The 20,540-nt window shown below is 72.8% G+C and carries 17 protein-coding genes; 3 read left to right on the top strand and 14 right to left on the bottom strand.

Annotated elements, in window-relative coordinates; all coding sequences use genetic code 11:
• Window positions 1-9 precede the first annotated feature (9 nt).
• The gene (locus NFU81_RS35430) at window positions 10-2,079 is read left to right on the top strand and encodes an alpha-glucuronidase (protein ID WP_251499649.1); all 2,070 of its coding nucleotides are present in this window, start codon (window positions 10-12) and stop codon (window positions 2,077-2,079) included.
• A gap of 63 nt (window positions 2,080-2,142) precedes the next feature.
• Here the strand turns inward: NFU81_RS35430 and NFU81_RS35435 are convergent, their stop codons facing one another.
• The 6 genes from NFU81_RS35435 to NFU81_RS35460 all read right to left on the bottom strand — a co-directional run bounded on the left by NFU81_RS35435 (window position 2,143) and on the right by NFU81_RS35460 (window position 10,154).
• A complete protein-coding gene (locus tag NFU81_RS35435) occupies window positions 2,143-4,170 on the bottom strand; it encodes a beta-galactosidase (RefSeq protein ID WP_251499652.1) in 2,028 nt (675 codons plus the stop codon).
• A complete protein-coding gene (locus tag NFU81_RS35440) occupies window positions 4,167-4,856 on the bottom strand; it encodes a hypothetical protein (RefSeq protein ID WP_251499655.1) in 690 nt (229 codons plus the stop codon). Before NFU81_RS35440 ends, NFU81_RS35435 begins: the two co-directional genes overlap by 4 nt.
• On the bottom strand, window positions 4,853-6,403 hold the full coding sequence (locus NFU81_RS35445; RefSeq protein WP_251499658.1) for a GH39 family glycosyl hydrolase: 1,551 nt from the start codon (window positions 6,401-6,403) through the stop codon (window positions 4,853-4,855). Before NFU81_RS35445 ends, NFU81_RS35440 begins: the two co-directional genes overlap by 4 nt.
• A gap of 57 nt (window positions 6,404-6,460) precedes the next feature.
• Complete coding sequence (locus NFU81_RS35450; RefSeq protein WP_251499661.1) at window positions 6,461-8,137, bottom strand: ABC transporter substrate-binding protein; 1,677 nt, start codon at window positions 8,135-8,137, stop codon at window positions 6,461-6,463.
• A gap of 92 nt (window positions 8,138-8,229) precedes the next feature.
• Complete coding sequence (locus NFU81_RS35455; protein ID WP_422665379.1) at window positions 8,230-9,144, bottom strand: carbohydrate ABC transporter permease; 915 nt, start codon at window positions 9,142-9,144, stop codon at window positions 8,230-8,232.
• Between the two features lie 2 nt (window positions 9,145-9,146).
• Window positions 9,147-10,154, bottom strand: a complete 1,008-nt coding sequence (locus NFU81_RS35460) for an ABC transporter permease (protein WP_251499663.1) — start codon at window positions 10,152-10,154, stop codon at window positions 9,147-9,149.
• Window positions 10,155-10,472: 318 nt separating this feature from the next.
• Here NFU81_RS35460 and NFU81_RS35465 point away from each other — a divergent pair, with 318 nt between their 5' ends.
• Both NFU81_RS35465 and NFU81_RS35470 read left to right on the top strand, forming a co-directional pair.
• A complete protein-coding gene (locus tag NFU81_RS35465; protein ID WP_251499666.1) occupies window positions 10,473-11,510 on the top strand; it encodes a substrate-binding domain-containing protein in 1,038 nt (345 codons plus the stop codon).
• A gap of 44 nt (window positions 11,511-11,554) precedes the next feature.
• Window positions 11,555-12,526: an acetylxylan esterase gene (locus NFU81_RS35470; protein ID WP_251499668.1), complete on the top strand. Its 972-nt coding sequence runs from the start codon at window positions 11,555-11,557 to the stop codon at window positions 12,524-12,526.
• On the opposite strand, the gene NFU81_RS35475 is transcribed toward NFU81_RS35470, so the two are convergent.
• From NFU81_RS35475 to NFU81_RS35510, 8 genes are all read right to left on the bottom strand, one after another.
• Window positions 12,523-13,467, bottom strand: a complete 945-nt coding sequence (locus NFU81_RS35475) for an alpha/beta hydrolase (protein WP_251500130.1) — start codon at window positions 13,465-13,467, stop codon at window positions 12,523-12,525. The genes NFU81_RS35470 and NFU81_RS35475 overlap by 4 nt on opposite strands.
• A 257-nt stretch (window positions 13,468-13,724) precedes the next feature.
• The gene (locus NFU81_RS35480; RefSeq protein WP_251499670.1) at window positions 13,725-14,429 is read right to left on the bottom strand and encodes a 4'-phosphopantetheinyl transferase family protein; all 705 of its coding nucleotides are present in this window, start codon (window positions 14,427-14,429) and stop codon (window positions 13,725-13,727) included.
• Complete coding sequence (locus tag NFU81_RS35485; RefSeq protein WP_251499673.1) at window positions 14,426-15,724, bottom strand: aminotransferase-like domain-containing protein; 1,299 nt, start codon at window positions 15,722-15,724, stop codon at window positions 14,426-14,428. Before NFU81_RS35485 ends, NFU81_RS35480 begins: the two co-directional genes overlap by 4 nt.
• Complete coding sequence (locus NFU81_RS35490) at window positions 15,721-16,857, bottom strand: alpha-hydroxy acid oxidase (RefSeq protein ID WP_251499675.1); 1,137 nt, start codon at window positions 16,855-16,857, stop codon at window positions 15,721-15,723. Before NFU81_RS35490 ends, NFU81_RS35485 begins: the two co-directional genes overlap by 4 nt.
• A complete protein-coding gene (locus tag NFU81_RS35495; protein ID WP_251499678.1) occupies window positions 16,854-17,759 on the bottom strand; it encodes a hypothetical protein in 906 nt (301 codons plus the stop codon). Before NFU81_RS35495 ends, NFU81_RS35490 begins: the two co-directional genes overlap by 4 nt.
• Complete coding sequence (locus tag NFU81_RS35500; protein WP_251499680.1) at window positions 17,759-18,055, bottom strand: phosphopantetheine-binding protein; 297 nt, start codon at window positions 18,053-18,055, stop codon at window positions 17,759-17,761. Before NFU81_RS35500 ends, NFU81_RS35495 begins: the two co-directional genes overlap by 1 nt.
• A gap of 44 nt (window positions 18,056-18,099) precedes the next feature.
• Window positions 18,100-19,029 (bottom strand): 3-oxoacyl-[acyl-carrier-protein] synthase III C-terminal domain-containing protein, encoded by a 930-nt coding sequence (locus tag NFU81_RS35505; protein ID WP_251499683.1) that lies wholly within the window; start codon window positions 19,027-19,029, stop codon window positions 18,100-18,102.
• A complete protein-coding gene (locus NFU81_RS35510) occupies window positions 19,026-20,540 on the bottom strand; it encodes a condensation domain-containing protein (RefSeq protein ID WP_251499685.1) in 1,515 nt (504 codons plus the stop codon). The genes NFU81_RS35505 and NFU81_RS35510 overlap by 4 nt, the downstream gene beginning before the upstream one ends.

Here is a 20,540-nt window from a genome sequence, read left to right on the forward strand (position 1 = left end):
TCCGTGAGCATGGACGTATCGACTGACGTACACGCGGCATGGCTGCCGCCCGAGGCCTTCCGTGCGCTCGGGTCGCACCGGGTGCTGGTGCAGGGCGACGGGCCGCAGGGCGTGACGGTGTACGAGGAGGTGGCGCAGGCCTGTGCCGCGTACGGCGGCCGGGTGGGGCGCGCGCCGGGCGACGAGGCGGGGCCTTACGACCTGGTGTTCGCGCTGACCGGCGCCGAGCCCGCGCTGCCCGAGGCGGCCGCGGTCCTGGCCGGCGGCGGAGTGGGGGCGCTCGGCGACGAGGGTTTCCTGACCGCCCGGCGCGACGGTGTCACCGTGGTGCTCGCCGACGCCCCGGCCGGGCTGCTGTACGGGCTCTTCCACGTGGTCAGGCTCGGCGAGGCGGCCTTCGGGGGCGGCGACGCCCCGGCCGAGGCGCACCGCCCGGCGATGCGCACCCGGATGCTGGACCACTGGGACAACCTCGACGTCCACCCGGTGATGGGCCATGTCGAGCGCGGCTACTCGGGCGGGTCGATCTTCTGGCGGGACGGCGGGCCGCGCGGCGACCTGCCGCGGGTGCGGGCGTACGCGCGGCTGCTGGCGGCGACCGGCGTCAACGCGGTGTCGGTGAACAACGTCAACGTGCACACCGCGGAGACCCGGCTGCTGACCGAGCGGCTCGGCGACGTCGCGGACCTCGCGGACGTCTTCCGCCCCTACGGCATCCGGCTGCACCTGTCGGTCAACTTCGCCTCGCCCGTGGTGCTCGGCGGGCTGCCGACCGCGGACCCGCTCGACGGCGACGTCCGGGCGTGGTGGGGCAAGGCCGCGGCGCGGGTGTACGAGGCGATCCCGGACTTCGGCGGCTTCGTGGTGAAAGCCGACTCCGAGGGCCAGCCGGGTCCCTTCACCTACGGGCGCAGCCACGCCGACGGCGCCAACATGCTCGCCGAGGCGCTCGCGCCATTCGGCGGCGAGGTCCACTGGCGGGCGTTCGTCTACAACCACACGCAGGACTGGCGGGACCGCTCGACCGACCGCGCCCGCGCCGCGTACGACCATTTCGCCCCGCTGGACGGCGCATTCCACCCGAACGTCGTCCTCCAGGTCAAGCACGGCCCGATGGACTTCCAGACCCGCGAGCCGGTCTCCCCGGTGATCGCGGCGATGCCGGCCACCCGGCTCGCGGTGGAATTGCAGGTCACGCAGGAATACACCGGGCAGCAGCGGCACGTCTGCTACCTCGGCCCGATGTGGAGCGAGGTCCTCGGATTCCGGCCGTGGGGTGCCGACAGCGAAGGCCGTACGGTCGCGGCGCTGGCCGCGGACCCCGCGGCGGGCGGCGGCCTGGTCGCCGTGTCCAACGTCGGCGACGACCCGTACTGGACCGGGCACCCGCTCGCGCAGGCCAACCTGTACGCGTTCGGGCGGCTCGCCTGGGCGCCGCACTCGGACCCGGCCGCGCTGCTCGACGAGTGGATCGACCTGACCTTCGTGCCGCTGCTGTCCCGCGACCCGGTACCGCTGCGCCGTGCGCTGCACGCGATGATGGACGGCTCGTGGCACACCTACGAGCGCTACACCGCGCCGCTCGGCGTCGGCTTCATGGTCCGCCCCGGGCACCACTACGGCCCCGACGTGGACGGCTACGAGTACACCCCGTGGGGCACCTACCACTACGCCGACCGGGACGGCATCGGCGTGGACCGCACCCGGGCGACGGGCACCGGCTACACCGGCCAGTACCCGCAGCCCTGGTCGGCGGTCTACGAGTCGGCCGAGCGGTGCCCCGACGAGCTGCTGCTGTTCTTCCACCACGTGCCGTACGGGCATGTGCTGCAGTCGGGCAGCACGGTGATCCAGCACATCTACGACACGCACTTCGCCGGCGCCGAGGAGGCGGCCGGACAGCGGTCTTCGTGGCAGGAGTTGGCGGGCAGCGGGCTGGTCGACGCGGCCCTGCACGCCCGGGTGCTGGAGCGCCTCGACGAGCAGGTGCGGTGCGCGCAGGAGTGGCGCGACCAGGTCAACGCCTACTTCCTGCGCAAGTCCGGGGTCCGGGACGCCCGCGGCCGGCACATCCCGTAGGTGAACGGCGAACGCCGCCGCCCCGGACGGAGGGGCGGCGGCGCTCTGGGCCGGGGCGCGGGTTCAGTCGTTCTCGCGCAGCACCCTCACCCCGTAGGGGTCCAGGCCGAACGGGCGGCCCGGGTCGATACGTTCACCGGTGAGCAGGTCGAGCCCGCCGGCGCCCGCGGGCACCTCGACGGGCTCGGCCGCGTGGTTGAGCAGGAACAGCAGCCGCGTCCCGTCGGGCGCGACCCTCGCGGCGGTCTCCAGGCCCGGCAGTTCCGGGTAGCGGCCGGTGATGCCGTGGGTGTCGAGCACCTGCCGGACGACCCGGCCGACCCCGGCCTGGTCCAAGCCCGCGGCGACGTACCAGCCGTGCCCGGCGCCGAAGGAGTTCCTGGTGACGGCGGGCGAACCGGCGTAGAAGTCGGCCTGGTAGGTGCCGACGACCTCGGCGCCCTGCGGGATGACCAGTTCGAACAGCAGCCGCGCCTCGACCTCCGGTGAACCGTCCGCGAAGCGCACCGGGTTGGCGAACTCCGGGCCGCGGGCGTCCCATTCGTCGATCCTGATGCCCATGAGCGGGCCGAGCGGCCCGGGGACGTCCATCAGGAAGGCGTTGTCCGACTCGTCGACCCGGCCCGAAAGGTAACTCGTCAGCACCGATCCGCCGCGCCTGGCCACCGCTTCGAGCCGCTCGGCCAGGTCGTCCTTGATCATGTGCAGCGCGGGCGCGACGACCACGTCGTAGCCGGACAGGTCCGCGGTCACCGGGACGACGTCGACGTCGACGCCGGCCTCCCACAGCGCGCGGTAGTAGCTGAGCACCACCTGCTGGTAGCGGACCAGCCGCGAGGGGCCGTCGGACAGTTCCAGCGTCCACCAGCTGTCCCAGTCGAAGAGCAGCGCGGTCCGCGCCGGGGTGCGGGCGCCCAGTGCCACGCTGCCGAGGCGTTCCAGCTCCTCGCCCAGCGCGGCCACCTCGCGGAAGACCCGGGTGTCGTCGCGGCCCGCGTGGTTGATGACCGCGCCGAAGAGCTTCTCGCTCGCCCCCTTCGAGGCGCGCATCTGGAAGAACAGCACCGCGTCGGCGCCGTGCGCGACCGCCTGCCAGCTCCACAGCCGCATCACCCCGGGCCGCTTGACCGGGTTGACGTCGCGGCACGCGGTGGTGCTGGGCGCCTGCTCCATCAGCCAGAACGGCTGCCCGTCCTTCAGGCCGCGCATCAGGTCGTGGCTCAGGCCCATCCAGGCCGGCGACTGATCCTCCGGCGGGTAGTTGTCCCAGGACGCGAAGTCCAGGTGCGGCGCCCACCGGTGGTAGTCCAGCGGGCGGTACATGCCCATGAAGTTGGTGGTGACCGGGGTGTCCGCGCTGAAGCGGCGGATCGCCGCCTTCTCGTCGCGGAAGTTGGCGAGCATCGCGTCGGACATGAACCGCAGGTAGTCCAGGGTGATGCCCTGGAAGGCGGTGTGGTCGGGGCCGCGCCAGTGCTCGGTGAGCGCGGAGGGCGCCTCGATCTCGTCCCAGTCGTAGAAGGTGTGCGACCAGAACATGGTGTTCCAGGCGGTGTTGAGCGCGTCCAGGGTCGTGTACTTCTCGCGCAGCCAGCCGCGGAAGGCGGCGGTGCAGTTCTCGCAGTAGCAGGCGCCCCCGTACTCGTTGCCGACGTGCCAGGCGATGACGGCGGAGCGGTCGGCGTAGCGTTCCGCGATGCGCCCGGCGACCTCGGCGGACAGCCGGCGGAAGACCGGTGAGCTGGGGCAGGAGTTGTGCCGCTGCCCGTAGCGGTGCCTGCGGCCCTCGAAGTCGGTGCGGGTGACCTCGGGGTGGGCGCGGGCAAGCCACGCGGGGTGCGCGCCGGTGCCGGTGGCCAGGCAGATCCGCCGGCCGTGCGCCTCGGCCTCGGCGACGATCCGGTCCAGGACGGTGAAGTCGTAGACGTCCTCTGCGGGTTGGGTCTGAGCCCAGGTGAAGACGCCGAGGGTGACGGTGTCGATGCGTGCGGCGTCGAAGAGCCGGTAGTCCTCCTTCCACACCTCCTGCGGCCACTGCTCCGGGTTGTAGTCCCCGCCGTAGGGCGTGCTGGGAGTGGCGGGCAGGCTCATGCGGTGAATTCCTCGCGGATCTCGGTGATCATCGGACGGCTGTTGAGCAGGGTTCCCGCGGCGACGACCGACGCCAGCAGGAGCGGCAGCACCTGGGCGCCCGCGGCGGTGACCGCGACGGCGGCGGCGAGCACGCACAGGTTGCCGACCGTGGCCCGGAAGGACTTCACCAGGAAGTACGCGGCGAGCCGGGCGGTGTCGACGGCCTTGAAGGTGAACAGCGAGGTGATCACCAGCGCGTTGGTCACCCACAGCGCCGAGACCACCGCGACGACCAGCAGCAGCCCCATCCACCAGCCGGGTACGCCGGCCGCGTCGCGGTGGGTCAGGACGGTGCAGATCAGCGCCATCGCGGCCAGCCACGGCGCCCAGACCGTGAACACCCCGGGGACGGCGGCCCGGTAGCCGCGCCGGTAGGCCCGCGCCGGGTGCAGCTCGGTCAGGTCGCGGCTGCGGTGGTGCCAGGCGTAGAGGGCGGCGGACCAGGCGGGTCCCGCGGGCAGGGCGCAGAGCGCGGCCAGCGGCACGTTGCTTGCGTCCCGGTCCAGCAGCCCGAGCAGCACCAGGCCGGGCGCGGCCCCGAGCACGAGCAGCACTTCGAGCACGAGCAGGCTGTAGACCAGGGCGGCGGCGCGGGCCAGCGGGCCTTCGCCGAACTCCTTGCGGGTCGCGGATGCGGTGCTCACCGGGTGCCTCCTGCGCCGCTGTGCGGCGGCTGCGGTGTCAGGCCGAGCAGCCGGCCCTCGTTCCACCACGGCGGCGTCTCGTCCTGGACGGGGGTCAGCTCCAGCAGCGTGACCTCGTGCCGGCCCAGCACCAGGTCGCAGTCGACCCGGCCGCCGCCCACCGGCAGGGAGCGGTGGCTGCGGGCGGGTTCCGCGGCCTCCCGCAGCGCGTCGAGCCGCCGCCGGTCGGGCGAGGCGGGCCGGCCCATCTCGCACCAGGCGGCGTAGGCGTTGCCCGCGTCCTCGGACACCGAGGAGCGCTGGACGTAGACGGTGGAGCCGTCGGGACCCCCGACCGGGACCGACAGCCGCACCGTGTGCCCGTCGGCCGGCTCGCCGCCGGTGACGTCGACCGGCGCCCAGGCCAGGACGCTGATCCGGCCGTCGTCGTGCCGGGTGACCAGGTGGTCCTCGCCGCGGGAGAGCACCGCGTCACCCATGCGGGCCATGAACGCGTACAGGTGGTAGGTGGGCTTCTTGATCTGCCGGTGGGTCAGCAGGCCGAACCCGCCGTGGAAGAGGGCGGTGGGGATGCCGACCTCCTCGAACATGTCGCTGAAGGTCCAGTAGGAGAAGGAGTCGACCAGGTCGCCGCCGGCCGCCAGCACCGGCGCCAGGTAGGCGGCGTGCAGCGCGGTGTCGTGGATCGGGTTGTCGGGTCGGTAGGAGGAGTTGAACTCGGTGATATGCACCGGCAGTTCGGCCAGCGCGGTGCCGGCCAGCTGCTCGCCGGGCGCCGCGAACTGCTCCAGCAGCCCGGAGGCGGGGACCAGGGTCTGGTGGGTACCGAAGGGCACCTCCTGGGCCGGGCCCGAGGTGTAGGCGTGCCTGCTGACGAAGTCGATCGGCGCCGAGCGCTCCGTGACGAAGTCGGCGAAGCGGGTGATCCACTCAGGCTGGTAGCCGGGCGCCAGCGACGGCCCGCCCACCTGGAGTCCGGCGTCCACGTCCTTGACGGCCGCGGCGGTGACCTCGTAGAGCCGGTGGTAGGCGTCCTGGTCGGCGCCGGCCCAGAAGTCCTTCAGGTTGGGCTCGTTCCACACCTCGATCGGCCAGCCGCGGACCTCCTCCAGGCCGTAGCGGTCGACCAGGTGCCGCACGGTGGCGCTCACCAGGTCGGCCCACTCCCGCCAGTCCCGCGGCGGGGTGACGTTGCCCTGCCACCAGAAGACGGTCTGGTCGCCGGAGGCCAGCGTGGAGGGCATGAAGCCCAGCTCGACGAACGGCCTGATGCCCAGGTCGAGATAGGCGTCGACGACCTGGTCGACGTAGGTGAAGGAGTGCCGCACCCGCCGGACGCCCTGGTGCTCGTACGGCCGGTGGATGCCGATGCCGTCGCTCAGCAGGCCGTGGCCCCTGATGTGCCGGAAGCCGATGTCCTGCTGGACGAGCGCCAGGGAGTCCTGGTAGTCGCGCCGCAGCGCGAGGTCGAACCGGCCGGTACCGACGCAGAAGCGCCATGCGTCCGTCAGCCGTCCTGTGGGCTGGTCGGGAACGTGAATCCGCATGTGGGTGATCCTTCGATGACGTCGTCGGTGCCGGACGGTCCTGCTGAGCCGGGTCGGTCAGCTCTTGTCGCCGCCGGTCTTGGCCTTCTTGAAGCGGTCGTAGGCGCCGTTGAGCAGGGACAGGTACTGGTCCCCGTTCTTGCCCTTCAGCTCGCCCTTGAACGCGTCCCACTCGCTCAGCGGGCGGTCGCCGAGGATGAACTTCAGCGTCTGCTGCTGGACGTAGTCCTTCAGCGGCGCCTCGTACAGCGAGAACTGCTCCTGCTCGTCTGCGTTGAGCGGGTGCGGCGGCGGCACGGGCAGCGTCTTGCGGGCGGTCATCACCTTCTGGAAGTCCTTCTCCTCCTGGGAGAAGGTCGACTCCAGCAGCTGGGTGCTGCCGCCGTAGGCGAAGTTGCCGTTGGAGAAGCCGAAGTCCACGTTCAGCTTCTTGGTCGCGGTCGGGTTGAGCCCGACGTAGTCGACGTCGTTGGTCAGGTGGAAGTTGCCCGACGCGTCACGGGTGTACGTCACACCCTCGACGCCCCACTTGGCGAAGATCTGGCCGTCGTCGGAGTAGAACAGCCAGTCCACGAACTGCATCATGGCGACGAAGTCCGCCGAGTTGCGGGCCTTCTTGGAGATCATCAGGCCGTTCTCCAGCCGCAGGCCGACCTTCACCTCGCCCGCCGGGCCGGTCGGGACCGGGATCTTGACGACCTTCGCGCTCGGCACCGACTTGGCCAGGCCCGGACGGTAGGTGTTGACCAGCTCCTGCGCGTTGGTGCTGATCACGAAGGACTTGCCGGAGGTGAACTTGGCGTTCGCCTGGTCGTCGGTCTGGGTGAAGCTCTCCGGGTCGAGCAGCTTCTCGGCCACCAGCTTCTGGGCGTAGGCGATCATCGCCTTGTACTGGTCCATCGCGCCGGTGAGCACGAACTTGTCCGACGCGCTGTCGTACGCGGCGTTGGCGTAGCCCCAGCCGCCGCCGTAACCGGCGCCGAAGGCCTGGCCGAAGGTCTGCAGCATCGCGCCGCCCGGGGTGGGCTGGCTCCAGCGGTCGGTCATCGGGTACGAGTCGGGATGCGCGGCCTTCATCGCCTTCAGGACGCTGTAGAGCTCGTCGAGGGTCTTGGGGATCTGCAGGCCCAGCTCGTCGAGGACGTCGGTGCGGATCGCGAAGGAGTAGTCGATCCACACGTCCTCGTGCAGGCCCGGGAGGACGTAGTACTTGCCGTCGTCCTGCAGGACGGTGTCCAGGTCGCCCTGGAGGTTCCACTTGGCGAGCTTGTCCTTGAAGTTCGGCATCAGGTCGACGTAGTCGCTGACCGCCAGGATCGCGCCGGAGGACACGAACGCCGCCTCCTGGCCCGGGTAGGTCTTGGGGAGCAGCAGCGGGGCGTCGCCGCCGCCGATGATGACGCTGCGCTTGTTCTCGTAGTCGCTGAGCGGCACCACGGTCGGCTTGAGGGTGACGTTGGTGCGCTTGGCCAGCTCGGTCCAGAACAGCCAGTTGGCCTTCTCGGGATAACCGGGGTTGTCGTTGAGCAGGGTGGTGAAGGCCACCGGCTTGCTCGCCTTGAACTGCTCGTTGACGCCGAACTTGTCCATGGCGTCGGTTCTGTTCTTCGACAGGTCCGCGCCCTTGTCGTCGTCGGAGCCGCCGTCGCTGCTGCAGCCGGCGAGCCCGAGCGAGGCCGCGCCCAGCGTGGCGCCGAGCGACACGAGCATCGAGCGCCGCGAGATGTTGTTCATGTCAGACTCCATTCCCGCCGTTGCGGGAGTTCGAGGTGGGTGGTGGGTGCCACGGGTGGTGCGGGGAGCCGGCGGATGTGCGCCGCGGGACGTCAGCCCTTGACCGCGCCGAGCGTGACCCCCGAGACGAAGTACCTCTGGACGAAGGGGTAGACGACCAGGATCGGAAGCGTGGTCAGGACGATCGTCACGGCCTGGATGTTGGCGCCGACCGCGGTCGCGTCGGCCTCCGAGAAGCCGACGGAGGTCGCGTTGGTCGACCCGTAGATGAGGTTGCGCAGGTAGACCGTGACGGGCATCAGGTCGGAGTGGTCCATGTAGAGGAACGCGGCGAACCACGAGTTCCAGAAGGAGACCGCGTAGAAGAGGACCATCGTGGCCAGCACCGCCTTGGACAGCGGGAGCACCACCCGCCACAGCGTGCCGTAGGTGTTCAGGCCGTCGATGGCGGCCTGCTCCTCCAGCTCGACCGGCAGGCCCTCGAAGAACGCCTTCATCACCAGCAGGTTGAAGACGCTGATCGCGTTGGGCAGCGCGATCGCCCACACGCTGTTCTTCAGGCCGAGCGAGGTGACCAGGACGTAGTTCGGGATCAGGCCGCCGGAGAAGAACATGGTGAAGACCGCGACACCGACCAGCACACCGCGGCCGCGCAGGTCCTTCTTGGACAGCACGTAGGCGTAGACGGTGGTCAGGAGCATCGCGACGACCGTGGCGACCACGGTGTAGACCACCGTGTTGCGGTAGTTGACCCAGAACATCGAGTTGGTCATCACGGCCTTGTAGGTCGTGATGTTGAACCCGCGGGGCAGCAGGTTGACCTTGCCCGACCGGATGTAGCCGTCGCCGCTGAAGGAGCGGGCCAGGATGTTGATCATCGGGTAGAGCGTGACCACGATGACGGCGGTCAGGATGAGGGCGTTGACCACTTGGAAGATGCGGTAGCCGCGCGTGGTGCGGATGCCCGCCGGCTGCGTCGGCTTGTCCTCGATGGCGGTGGTATCCAGGGTCACCACAGGCTCGTCCCCACTGTGCGACGGGAGATCCGGTTGGCGGAGACGATCAGCACCAGCCCGATCAGGGACTCGAACAGCCCGATCGCGGCCGCGTAGCTGAAGTTGTTGGAGACCACGCCCATCCGGTACAGGTACGTGGAGACGACGTCGGCCGTCGGGTAGGTCAGCGGGTTGTACAGGAGCAGGATCTTCTCGAAGCCGACCGCCATGAACGTGCCGATGTTGAGGATCAGCAGCGTGACCATCGTCGGCCGGATGCCCGGCAGCGTGACGTGCCAGGTCTGCTTCCAGCGGTTGGCGCCGTCGATCCGCGCGGCCTCGTAGAGGTTGTCGTCGATCGAGGTGAGCGCGGCCAGGTAGAGGATCGTCCCCCAGCCCACGGTCTGCCACAGCTCGGAGGAGACGTAGATCGACCGGAACCAGCCGGGCTGCTGGATGAAGAGGACCGGCGAGTGCCCGAAGTGGTGCAGCGCCTGGTTCACCGGTCCGTCCGCGGACAGGAACTGCATCACCACGCCGGCCACGATCACCGTGGACAGGAAGTGCGGCAGGTACGAGATCGACTGGACCAGCTTCTTGAACTTCCGGCTGCGGACCTCGTTGAGCAGCAGCGCCAGGACGATCGGCATCGGGAAGCAGAAGACCAGCGTCAGCAGGCCGATCACCAGGGTGTTGGTGAAGACGTGCCAGAACGTCGGGTCGTGCCAGAACAGCCTGAAGTACCGCATGCCGACCCACTGGTCGCCGAACATGCTGCCGCCGGGGTGGAAGCGGCGGAAGGCGATGACGTTCCCGGCCATCGGCAGGTAGCGGAACACCGCGAAGAAGGTCAGCGGCAGCACCGCCAGCGAGTACAGCTGCCAGTCGCGGCGCAGCGACTGGCGCCATGTCCTGCGGCCCTGGTTGCCGCGCTTGCGGCCTCTGGGACGGGTCCGGGCGGATGTCCGCCCGCCCGCGCCGGCCGCTTCGGACGGCAGGTCCACCGTCCTGGTCGTGCTCATCGTGGGCCTCCGTGCGGTGGATGGGCGACGCGCGCCCACCGACGCTGGCGCTGGTGAGGCCGGGTGGGCCCTCCAGGGAGGCGGCGCGAGAAATAGCGGGCGGAGTCGAAACTTTCGAAACTCGTGCTTAATGTGTCGGGCAGCCTAAGGACGTGGCAGAACGGGTGTCAATAGGCGGGACGGCGGGTTTTCGGCCTGGCCGAAGCGTTCCTGGTGGCGTATATTCACCGCCTGGCCACCCATTGGGGTCACGCAATTTCACCCCAGAAGCCGAAAGTTTCGACATCCCAGCAGACCCAGCAGCGTAGGGCTCCCCCTTTGACCAGTTCCGTTTCAGCAGGCGGGCCGCGCGCCGCGACGATCGCCACCATCGCCACCGAGGTCGGCGTGTCGGTGGCGACCGTCTCCAAGGTCCTCAACGGACGTGCCGACGTCGCCCCGGAGACCAGGGCGCGGGTCGAGGCGAGCCTGGAGCGGCACCGCTACCGCCGCAGGACCCGCCGCCCGGCCGAGGCCACCAGCCAGATCCACCTGGTCTTCCACGAGTTCGACTCCGCGTGGGCGATGGCGATCATCCGCGGTGTGGAGGAGGCGGCCGCCGCCGCCGGGGTCGAGCTGGTGCTCACCCAGATGGGCGGCAGGCACCGGCCCTCCGACACCTGGCTCGACCTGATCGTCGGCCGCCAGCCGCTCGGCGTCCTGCTGGTGCAGTGCGGGCTGACGTCCGCTCAGCAGGAGAAACTCCGCAGGCAGCGGGTGCCCTTCGTGGCTGTCGACACCGACAGCGCGACCCCCGCCTCGGTCCCCACCGTCGGCTCCAACAACTGGAACGGCGGCCTGATCGCCGCCCGCCACCTGCTGGAGCTGGGCCACCGCAGGATCGCCGTCATATCCGGCCCCGAGGAACTGCTGTGCAGCCGCGCCCGGGTGGCCGGATTCAGCTCCGCACACGACGAGGCGGGCCTGGCGATGGACCCCGGCCTCGTCCGGCACGGCACCTTCTACCTCAACGCCGGCTACGAGTACGGCATGGAGCTGCTGCGGCTCCCCGAACCGCCGACCGCGATCTTCGCCGGGTCCGACGCGCAGGCCATAGGTGTGCTGCGGGCGGCCCGGCACCTCGGGCTCGACCTGCCGGGCGACCTGTCGGTGGTCGGCTACGACAACCTGCCGGTGGCCGAGTGGATGGAGCCCCCGCTGACCACCGTCCACCAGCCGCTGCACGACATGGCGGGCACCGCGACCCGGATGCTGCTCGACCTCGCAGCCGGCGTCGAGGTGCCGACCAGCAGGATCGACCTGGGCACCGAGCTGGTCGTCCGGGCGAGCACCGCGCCGCCCCGATCCGCGCGCTGAGCTGCGCCCGACCCTGACCCGACGGCTGGATCTCTGGAGGATTCGTGGCCCTGTTCGACCTTCCGCTCGCCGAGTTGCAGCGGTACGCCCCCGAGGTGCCGGAGCCCGACGACTTCGACGCGTTCTGGGACGGCACGCTCAAGCAGGCGGACGCAGGCCCGGTGCTGCTCGACGCCACACCGGTGGACGCCGGGCTGAGCCTGGTCGACACCTGGGACGTGGCCTTCGCCGGCTACGAAGGGCAGCCGGTACGCGGCTGGTTCACCCGCCCGCGCGGCGCCACGGCGGACCTTCCCGCGGTCGTCGAGTACCTCGGCTACGGGCGCGGGCGCGGCCTGCCGCACGAGCGGCTGACCTGGGCCGCGGCCGGCTACGCGCACCTGCTGATGGACAGCCGCGGCCAGGGCGACCTGTACGGCAACGGCGGCGACACCCCCGATCTGGGCGGCGGCGCCCTGGGCGGTCCTGGGGTGGCGACCCGCGGCATACGCTCGCCGCACGACTACTACTACCGGCGGCTGATCACCGACGCGGTGCGCGCGGTCGCCGCGGCCCGCGCCCTGCCGGGCGTCGACCCCGCGCGGGTCGCCGCGGTGGGCAACAGCCAGGGCGGCGGCCTGGCCCTCGCGGTCGCGGGCCTCGTCCCGGACCTGGCGGCGCTGATGATCTCCGCGCCCTTCCTGTGCCACATCCAGCGCGCCATCGACATGACCGACGCGGACCCGTACGGCGAGATCGTCCGCTACCTCGCGGTGAACCGCGAGGCCGAGGCGGAGGTCCGCAGGACCCTGTCCTACGTCGACGGCGTCCTCTTCGCCCGCCGCGCCACGGCCCCCGTCCACGTGGGCGTCGGCCTGCGCGACACGATCTGCCCGCCGAGCACGGTCTTCGCCGCCTGCAACCACTACGGTTCCGCGGACCGCACCGTCCACGTCTACCCGTTCAACCACCACGAGGGCGGCGAGGCGCTGCACACCCGCCGCCAACTTGACTGGCTGGGTGAGAAGTTGCGCTAGTCCTTCGGACTGGTGAAGCAGGCGCGGAGGAAGGCGGCCGCCTGGCGGGTGGCGGTGGTCGCCGCGTCGACGGTGCCGGCCATGGCGAAGAAGCCGTGCGCCATGCCCGGGTAGCGGGTCAGCTCCACCGGGACGCCGGCCGCCGCGAGGCGGCGGGCGTAGGCCTCGCCCTGGTCGCGGAGCGGGTCGTACTCCGCGGTGATGACCAGCGCCGGGGGCAGGCCGCCGAGGTCGGCGGCACGCAGCGGGGACGCCAGCGGGTCGGCGGCGTCGGCCGGGTCGGCGAGGTAGTGGCGGGCGTACCAGGCCACCGAGCGGTGGTTGAACAGCCACGGGTCGGTGTTGGCGCGCATCGAGGCGTCGTCGGCCGACTGGTCGGTGTTCGGGTACACCAGGAGCTGGCCGGCGAGCCGCACGTCGCCCGCGGCCCTGGCCAGCAGCGTCATCGCGGCCGCCAGGTTGCCGCCCGCGCTGTCGCCGCCGACCGCGAGGCGGGCCGGGTCTGCGCCGATCTCGCCGGCGTGCGCGGCGACCCAGCGCAGGGCGGCGTGGCAGTCGTGCACCGCGGCGGGGAACGGGTGCTCGGGCGCGAGCCGGTAGCCGACGCTGACCACCAGGCACCCGGCCTCCGCGGCCAGGGACCGGCACAGCGCGTCGGCGGTGTCGATGCTGCCCAGCGTCCATCCGCCGCCGAAGCAGTAGAGCAGCGCGGGGAGTTGCGGGTCGGCGCTCGGCCGGTAGACCCGCGCCGCCAGCACCCCGCCGGGGCCGGGGATCTTGCGGTCGTGGACCTCGTGCAGCGCACGCGGACTCCCCGCGTCGGCCTGGATCGCGGCCAGGTCGGCGGCCCGCGCCTGCTCGATCGAGAGCTCGTAGAGCGGCGGCTCCCCGGCTCGGGCACGCCGGTCGCGCATGGCCTGGATCTGCGGGTCGAGCGGCATGGTCGTCAACCTCCGGGTGGTGGGGGCGATGGTGCGGGTCCGGCCGGAAACGCGGCTGCGGCTGCGGCAGGGTACGTGGTTGGCGCGGCATGGCGGGTGGCGGTCCAGCGGATGCCGCGACGGCGGGCTCGGCCGTGGCTCAACCGGCGCCCTGGCCGGGCGAGTCACGGCTGCCCCGCGCGCGGCGGACGGCGGGTGCGCGGGGTCACGGTGGCGGGGAGGCCCGTCAGTGGGCGGGCCTTGCGCGGGTGCGGGTGTCACGGGGGCGGCGCCGGTGACGCCCAGCGGCGGGGGGTCACGCGGTAGTCCGCCAGGCCGGACAGGGCGACGGCCGCACGGTAGCCGGGTGGGGCCGGGACGTCCGTGATGCGGTAGCCGGCCGGCCAGGCGTCCCCGGCAGGGGTGTTCCCAGGCGGTGCGACGGGTGGGGTCACCGGGACGCGGAGGCCCTGGGTCAGGCGGCCGCCGTGGGCCTTGACCAGCGCCTCCTTGCGGGACCACAGGCGGGCGAAACGGGCCGCCCTGGCCACGGGGTCGGCAGCCGCCCGGACGAACTCGGCCTCCTCCGCCGGGAAGTAGCGGCGGGCCATCGCGACCGTGTCCAGGCCGGGCACGATCCGCTGGACGTCGACGCCCACCCGGCGGCCCGCGGTGACCGCGACCATCGCGACGTCGCCGGAGTGCGAGAGGTTGACCTGTACGCAGGAACCGGGGTCCGCCACCTCCGGCTTTCCGTGCGGGCCGCGCACGAAGCGGATCTCGGCGGCAGCCGCCCCGGTCCGCCCGGCCACGATGTGGCGGACGGCCCCGTGGGCGACGACGAACCGCCGCCGGTCGTCGGCCGAGCGGTACGCCGCCGCCCGCTGCCGCTCCCCCGCGTCCAGGACGCCGAGCAGGTGAGCGAGGACCCGGTCCGACCGCTCGTCGGGCACCAGCCACACCTGCACCTCGTCCGCGCTCACCGCGGCTCCGCCCGGTCCCTGACCAGCTCGGCCAGCCGGCGTACGCCCTCACCGACCCGCTCGGGCGGCAGCGCGCTGCACGACAGCCGGATCGACCGGCGGCCGCCGCCGGACCCGGGCGCGTAGAAGAAGCTCATCGGTGTCCACAGCACCCCGTACTCGCGCCCCGAGGTCTCCAGCATCGCCTCGTCCACGGTCAGCGGCACGTCGAGGACGGCGAAGAAGCCGCCCGCGGGGGTGTTCCAGCGGACCCGGGCGTCGTCGCCGAAGGACGTCTCCAACGCGGCCAGCAGCGCCCGCAGGTTGCCCCGGTAGAAGGCGGTCTTCGCCTTGCCCGCGGCCCGTACGCTGCACCCGGCCTCCACCAGGAAGCCGCCGACGACCGCCTGCGCCACCGGCGAGGTGTTCACCGTCAAGAGGCTCTTGACCGCGGACAGTTCGTCGGCCAGCAGGGTGCGGCGGCCGGCCGCGTCGACGACCGTCTGGTCGGCGACCAGGAAGCCCACCCGGGCGCCGGGAAAGCAGGACTTCGCGAACGAGCCGAGGTAGAGCACCCGTTGCCCGGTGTCCAGCGCCTTGAGCGTGGGCCGGGGTTCGTCGCCGAGGCCGAACAGCCCGTAGGGGTCGTCCTCCAGGATCAGCAGGTCCTGCTCGGCGGCCACGTCGAGCAGCCGGCGCCGTGCGGCCACCGGCATCGAGGCCCCCGACGGGTTGGCGAAGTTCGGCACCAGGTAGAGGGCGCGCGGCCGCCGCCCGGAGGCCCTGACCGCGGCCGCCACGGCGGGCACCGTGTCCGGGTCGAGCCCGTCCGCCGACTCCGGCACCGGGACGACCTCGACGCCGAGCAGCCGGGCGGCCCCGGTGAGCCCGACGTAGCAGGGCTCGACGGCCAGCACCACGTCCCCGGGCCGCGCGCACAGGCCGCGCAGCGCGATGACCATGGCCTCCTGGCAGCCGCTGGTGACCATCACCGCCTGCTCGGGCACCTCGATGCCCTCGTCGACCAGGAGCATCCGCGCGATGAGCGCGCCCAGGTAGCCGTTGGTCCTGCCGTACTGCAGGAGCCGGCGCTGCCGCTGCTCGTCGTCGAGGCCGAGCGCTTCGAGGTGGGCGAGGTAGCCGCGCAGGTAGCGTTCCAGGTCGTCGGTGCTGTGGAAGCCGTCGTAGGGGCGCCCGGCCGCGAGCGAGATCGCGTCGGGGAAGCGCGCGGCGACCTCGTTGAGGAAGTTCATCGACGCCGACTCCGGGTCGGACACCGAGGCGTGCAGGTCGTCCCGCCGCAGCTGGACCGTCATCGTCTCTCCGCTCGTAACAGCACCGCCGACCGGTCGAGGGACCCCAGGTCGGGGCGTCCGGCCAGTGCCATGGTGTGGGCCAACTCCTCGGTGGCCAGATCGAGTACGCCCGCGACACCGGCGGCGCCGTCCGCCGCCAGGCCCCACAGGGCGGGGCGGCCGAGCAGGACCGCGCGGGCGCCGAGCGCGAGGGCCGCGAACGCGTCGGTGCCGCCGCGCACCCCGCCGTCGAGCAGCACGGGGACCGCGCCGCCGACCGCGTCCACCACCTCGGCCAGCGCGTCCAAGGTGGCGGGTGTGCGGTCGAGTTGGCGGCCGCCGTGGTTGGACACGACGATCGCGTCGGCGCCGTGGCGCACCGCGAGCGCGGCGTCCTGGGCGGTGAGGATGCCCTTCAGCACCAGCGGGAGGTCGCTGCGCTCCCGCAGCCAGGCCAGGTCCGACCAGGTCACCGACGGGTCGACGGCCTCGGCCGCGTGATCCGCGAGCGCCGAGCGCCCGGTGCCCGGCAGGTGGGCCGCGGTCATCACCGCGGGGTCGAGGTTGGCGGCGCGGATGCCGGGGCCGATCGCGAAGCCGTTGCGCGCGTCGCGGTGGCGGCGGCCCAACCGGGGTGCGTCCACGGTCAGGACGATCGCGCGGTAGCCGACGGCCGCGGCCCGGCCGACGAGTTCGGCCAGCAGGTCGCGGCGGCGCAGCCAGTAGAGCTGGAGCCACAGGGGCGCGGCCGCCGCGGCGGCGATGTCCTCCAGGGTGTGGCTGGCGTAGATGCTGACCACGAAGAGCGCCCCGGCCGCCCCTGCGCCCCGGGCGGTGGCCACCTCGCCCTCGGGATGGACCAGTTGGTGGTAGGCGGTGGGCGCGATGCCCAGCGGGGTGCGCAGCCGCGCCCCGAGCAGTTCCGTGCCGGTGTCGCAGTGGGACACGTCCACCAGCACCCGCGGCCGCAGCGTCACCCGGCTGAAGGCCCGCCGGTTGTCCCCGACGGTCCGCTCGCTCTCGGCGCCGCCCTGGACGAAGTCCCACACCCGCCCGTCGAGCCGCCCCCGGGCGGCGGTCTCGTAGTCGCCGAGGACGGCGGGACGCGGCACCGGGGACGTCGCCGGCGCCGCCTGCGCCTCCCGGGCCGTCACGGGCGCCGGCCCGCGGTCGCGGCGTGGCGCACCGCGGCGGCCACGTCGAAGGCGGCGAGGGACACGGTGCCCCGGTCCGTGGCCTGGTCGGCGAGCACCAGGCGGTGCGGGCCGGGCGGCGGGGCGGCGAGTTCGGCCGCCAGCTCCCACCAGACGCCGGTGGTGGGACGCCCGGCGTCAGCGGTACGCACGCGGTGCGCGCCAGGGGGCGGTGGGAGCGCCGGGCCGACGATCGCGGTCACCGGCACGTGCGCGCCGCCGGCGCCGGCGAGCGCCTCCGCACCGGGGCGGCCCGGGGCCGCTGAGGTGGTCAACGCCCCGATGGTGGCGGTGCGTTCACCCGGAGCGGGTGGGCCGAGCAGGAGGGCCACACCGTGCGAGCCGGTCGGCAGCGCGACCGGGACGCCGGGGTCGTAGGGCAGCGCGTCCTGCTCGACGACCAGCAGCAGCGCGCGCAACAGGCCCGCACCGGCGGCGTACGCCTGGATCAGCCGCAGCGCGGTGAAGGCCGCCGCCGGCCCCTGGTCGCTGACGGCCAGGGCCATCGGGGTGCCCGGGCAGAGGTGGCTGAGCCAGGTGGTCGTGGCGCGGCCGGGGGTGATGTCGGGTACGGAGTAGGCCAGGACCAGCAGGTCCACGGACTCCCCCGGCGGGACGGCCTGCGCGATCAGCGCCTCGGCCATCTCGCCGTACGACTGCCCGCCGCGCGCCAACGCGGCCTCGTCCAGGGCGAGTCCGTATGGCTGGAGCAGGTCGGCGAGGTAGACCCGCAACCGCTCGGTGTGGGCGGGGTCGGCGGCCAGGGCCGAGGGTCCTGGGAAGGCCAGCCGTGCGGTCCTGCGCACTCCCCAGCCCGCGGGGAGTGCGGCGGCGGCGCCGTGTGGCACGAAGGTCCGCATCATCACGCTTCCGTGAGCAGGTTTCCCGCGACGTACTCGGCGAGCGAGCCGACCGTGCCGAAGTCGTCGCGGCCCAGCTCCTCGACGCTGATCTCCAGTTCGAGGCGCTCCTCCAGTTCGAGGACGAGTTCCAGGCCGGTGGTCGAGCTCAGCCCGAGCGCGTCCATCAGCGCGGTGTCGGCCGTGACCCCGGTGACCTCGCGCTTGAGTACCTGCGGGAGGAGGTCGCGGATGCTGTCGACCAGGCGGTCGCGCAGCGCCGGGTCGACGGCGCTCGCGGCGGTGTCCTGCTCCGTCATCGGTGGTCCCTTTCGGTGGGTGGGGGGTGGGGGTCGACGTCCGTTCAGTGCACGAAGGCCATGGCGGAGAAGGTCGCGCCGCGGCCGGCGCCCGCGGCCGCCATCACGTACGGCTCGCCCTGCCGCAGCAGTCCGCGGTCCTGCGCGGTGCGGTAGTTGACGAAGCTGTCGGCGCAGAAGACGTGGCCGGTGGTGGCCACGTTGTCGAGCACGACCCGCTCGCGCGGGTAGCCCAGAGTGCGGCAGACCTGGTGCCAGGCGACGCGGTTGACGTTGTGCGGCAGGATCACTCCGACGTCCTCCATCGCCAGGCCCGCGCGGGCGACCGCGGCCGTGATCGCCGAGGCCAGCTCGTCGGCGTACACCCGCTGGAACTCCAGGGCCGTTTCGGGGTCGTCGGTGTCGAAGTCGCCGCGCAGCTCGGTGGCGTAGGCGAGCAGCCGGTCGCGCTCGCCCTGCGCGGCGACCAGGCAGGCCGCGGCGCCCTCGCCGAAGAAGGAGGTGTCGGGGACGAGCCGGGCCTCGGCGGTGAAGGCCTTCTCGCCGGTCAGGACCAGGGCGAGGCCTTCGGGGTCGCCGTCCGCCGCGAGCAGCCGGCCCGCCGCGTCGAGCGCCAGCAGGCCGGAGGCGCAGGCGTGGTGGCCGACGGCGAAGACGGCCGCGTGCCCGAGCCCGAACTCCTCGCACACCTGCCGTACCGGGTCGTGCGGGTAGGGCACGACGGTGGGGAAGGTCCGCGCGTGCAGCACGTACCGCACCAGGTGCTCCCGCCCGCGCAGCGCGTCCAGCCTTTCCAGCGCCGCGCGCAGCAGGTCACGCAGCTCGCCGTCCGGATCGCGGGCGACCTCGCCCAGCCGGTGGTACCGCCGGAAGATCTTCACCTGCATCCCGCTCAGCCCGAGCCGCCCGGCGGGCTCCTCGATCGCCACCCGCCCGGGCGGCACCCACGCGGCGACCCCGACCAGCGCGGTCACCTCGCCGCATCCGCACGAACGCCCTCCGCGGGCACCCCGCCCGGACCGCCCGCGTCCCCGCCGACCGCCGCATCCAGGGCCACGTTGACCGCGCCGACCGCGCCGACCACCGCCGCGGCAGCCGCAACCGGGCTTCCGGCCGCCCCCGGACCGCCCTGCGCCGGAGCGGCGGAAGCCGCCTCGATCGCCGCCGCCTCCATCGCGCGGGCGAACGACTCGGTCGCCGCCGGGGAGATGTAGTGCGTGTCGGCGCGGATCTCGAAGAACAGGCCGTCGGGGGCGTCGTCGACGTGGACGAAGAAGCGTTCGGTCTGGATGTCCTCGCGGGCGATCCAGGTGAAGCCGGTCTCCGCCCGGAGCGCGCGCAGGTCCTGCGCGGCCGGGCGCGGGGCGTCCGGCGAAGGGCGGTAGGTGCTGCGGTCGTTGAGGTAGGTGCCGATGGTGACGTCCTCGCCGCGCTCCCGCGAGACCCGTTCGATCAGCTCGACCAGGTGCTCGGGGTTGAAGTAGGCGTGCTTGTACGCGGACATGCTGCTGCGCCTGGCCAGCCCGATCGCCTCCTCGGCCGTGGCACCCGCCACGTCGAGCACGCTGACGCCCGCCTGCGCGAGCATGCACACCACCTCCGAGAGCCCTGGCCTGAAGCGGTTGTTGACGACCGGCCTGACCACCACCGGGTTGATGCCGGTGGCCCGGTGCAGCGCCGTCGCGTACAGCCCCAGCAGCACGGCGGGCATGTCGGCGCCGGTGCGCGCGAGGATCGCCGGCAGGGACGCCGTCAGCGCCGGCGAGCGGAACACGGCGCCCCAGTGGCGCGGGCTGCGCGGGTCGGTGGGGCCGGGCAGCTGCCGCCCCGGCACGGCCCGCAGCACGCCCTCCCAGTGGCGCAGCGCCCGCGCGTTCTGCCGCTGCCCCGCGGGTGAGCCCTGCCAGCGGGCCTGGTCGAGCTGCTGCATGCCGTTGACCGGGGCGCTCTCCCGCGCCCTGACCTCGCGGAGCATGACCGCGCCGCCCATGCCGTCGGTGACCAGGTGGTGCATGACGGTCACCAGGTGGGTGGGCCGGCCGTGCTGCCGTACCGTGCCCATCCGGACCGGCCAGCTCCCGGCGAAGTCGAACTCCCGCTCCCGGTACTGCTGTTCCACCGCGGCGGCGACCGCGTCGGGGTCCGCGTCCGGCTCCGCGTCGTAGACGTCGAGCGCGATCCGGCCCCGGGCGAAGAGCTGCTGGGTGGGCCGCCCTGCCGCGTCGAAGACCAGCCGGGTGCGCATGGAGTGGAACCGGCACATCAGGTAGCGCAGTTCGGCGACCACGTCGGCCATGGTCGTCCCCGGTTCCAGCGGCGCCCGGCCGCCGATCGGCAGGGCGCTGCGCTGCCGGACCATCGCCTGCCAGATCTCCCACATGCCCCAGGACATCTCGTCCACGCCCTCGCCCTCGCCGGCGAAGTCGACGAGGACCCGGTCCGCGAGCACCGGCGCGGCCACCGGCGCCGCTCCCACGTCACCCAT

Source organism: Actinacidiphila cocklensis (assembly GCF_907177275.1).
Lineage (GTDB): Bacteria > Actinomycetota > Actinomycetes > Streptomycetales > Streptomycetaceae > Actinacidiphila > Actinacidiphila cocklensis.

Coding starts and splice junctions, on each gene's coding strand:
- NFU81_RS35450 (WP_251499661.1), bottom strand. CDS start 8,137: ATGAACAACATCTCGCGGCGCTCGATGCTCGTGTCGCTCGGCGCCACG.
- NFU81_RS35510 (WP_251499685.1), bottom strand. CDS start 20,540: ATGGGTGACGTGGGAGCGGCGCCGGTGGCCGCGCCGGTGCTCGCGGAC.
- NFU81_RS35485 (WP_251499673.1), bottom strand. CDS start 15,724: ATGACGGTCCAGCTGCGGCGGGACGACCTGCACGCCTCGGTGTCCGAC.
- NFU81_RS35460 (WP_251499663.1), bottom strand. CDS start 10,154: ATGAGCACGACCAGGACGGTGGACCTGCCGTCCGAAGCGGCCGGCGCG.
- NFU81_RS35435 (WP_251499652.1), bottom strand. CDS start 4,170: ATGAGCCTGCCCGCCACTCCCAGCACGCCCTACGGCGGGGACTACAAC.
- NFU81_RS35495 (WP_251499678.1), bottom strand. CDS start 17,759: ATGATGCGGACCTTCGTGCCACACGGCGCCGCCGCCGCACTCCCCGCG.
- NFU81_RS35430 (WP_251499649.1), top strand. CDS start 10: ATGGACGTATCGACTGACGTACACGCGGCATGGCTGCCGCCCGAGGCC.
- NFU81_RS35475 (WP_251500130.1), bottom strand. CDS start 13,467: ATGCCGCTCGACCCGCAGATCCAGGCCATGCGCGACCGGCGTGCCCGA.
- NFU81_RS35445 (WP_251499658.1), bottom strand. CDS start 6,403: ATGCGGATTCACGTTCCCGACCAGCCCACAGGACGGCTGACGGACGCA.
- NFU81_RS35500 (WP_251499680.1), bottom strand. CDS start 18,055: ATGACGGAGCAGGACACCGCCGCGAGCGCCGTCGACCCGGCGCTGCGC.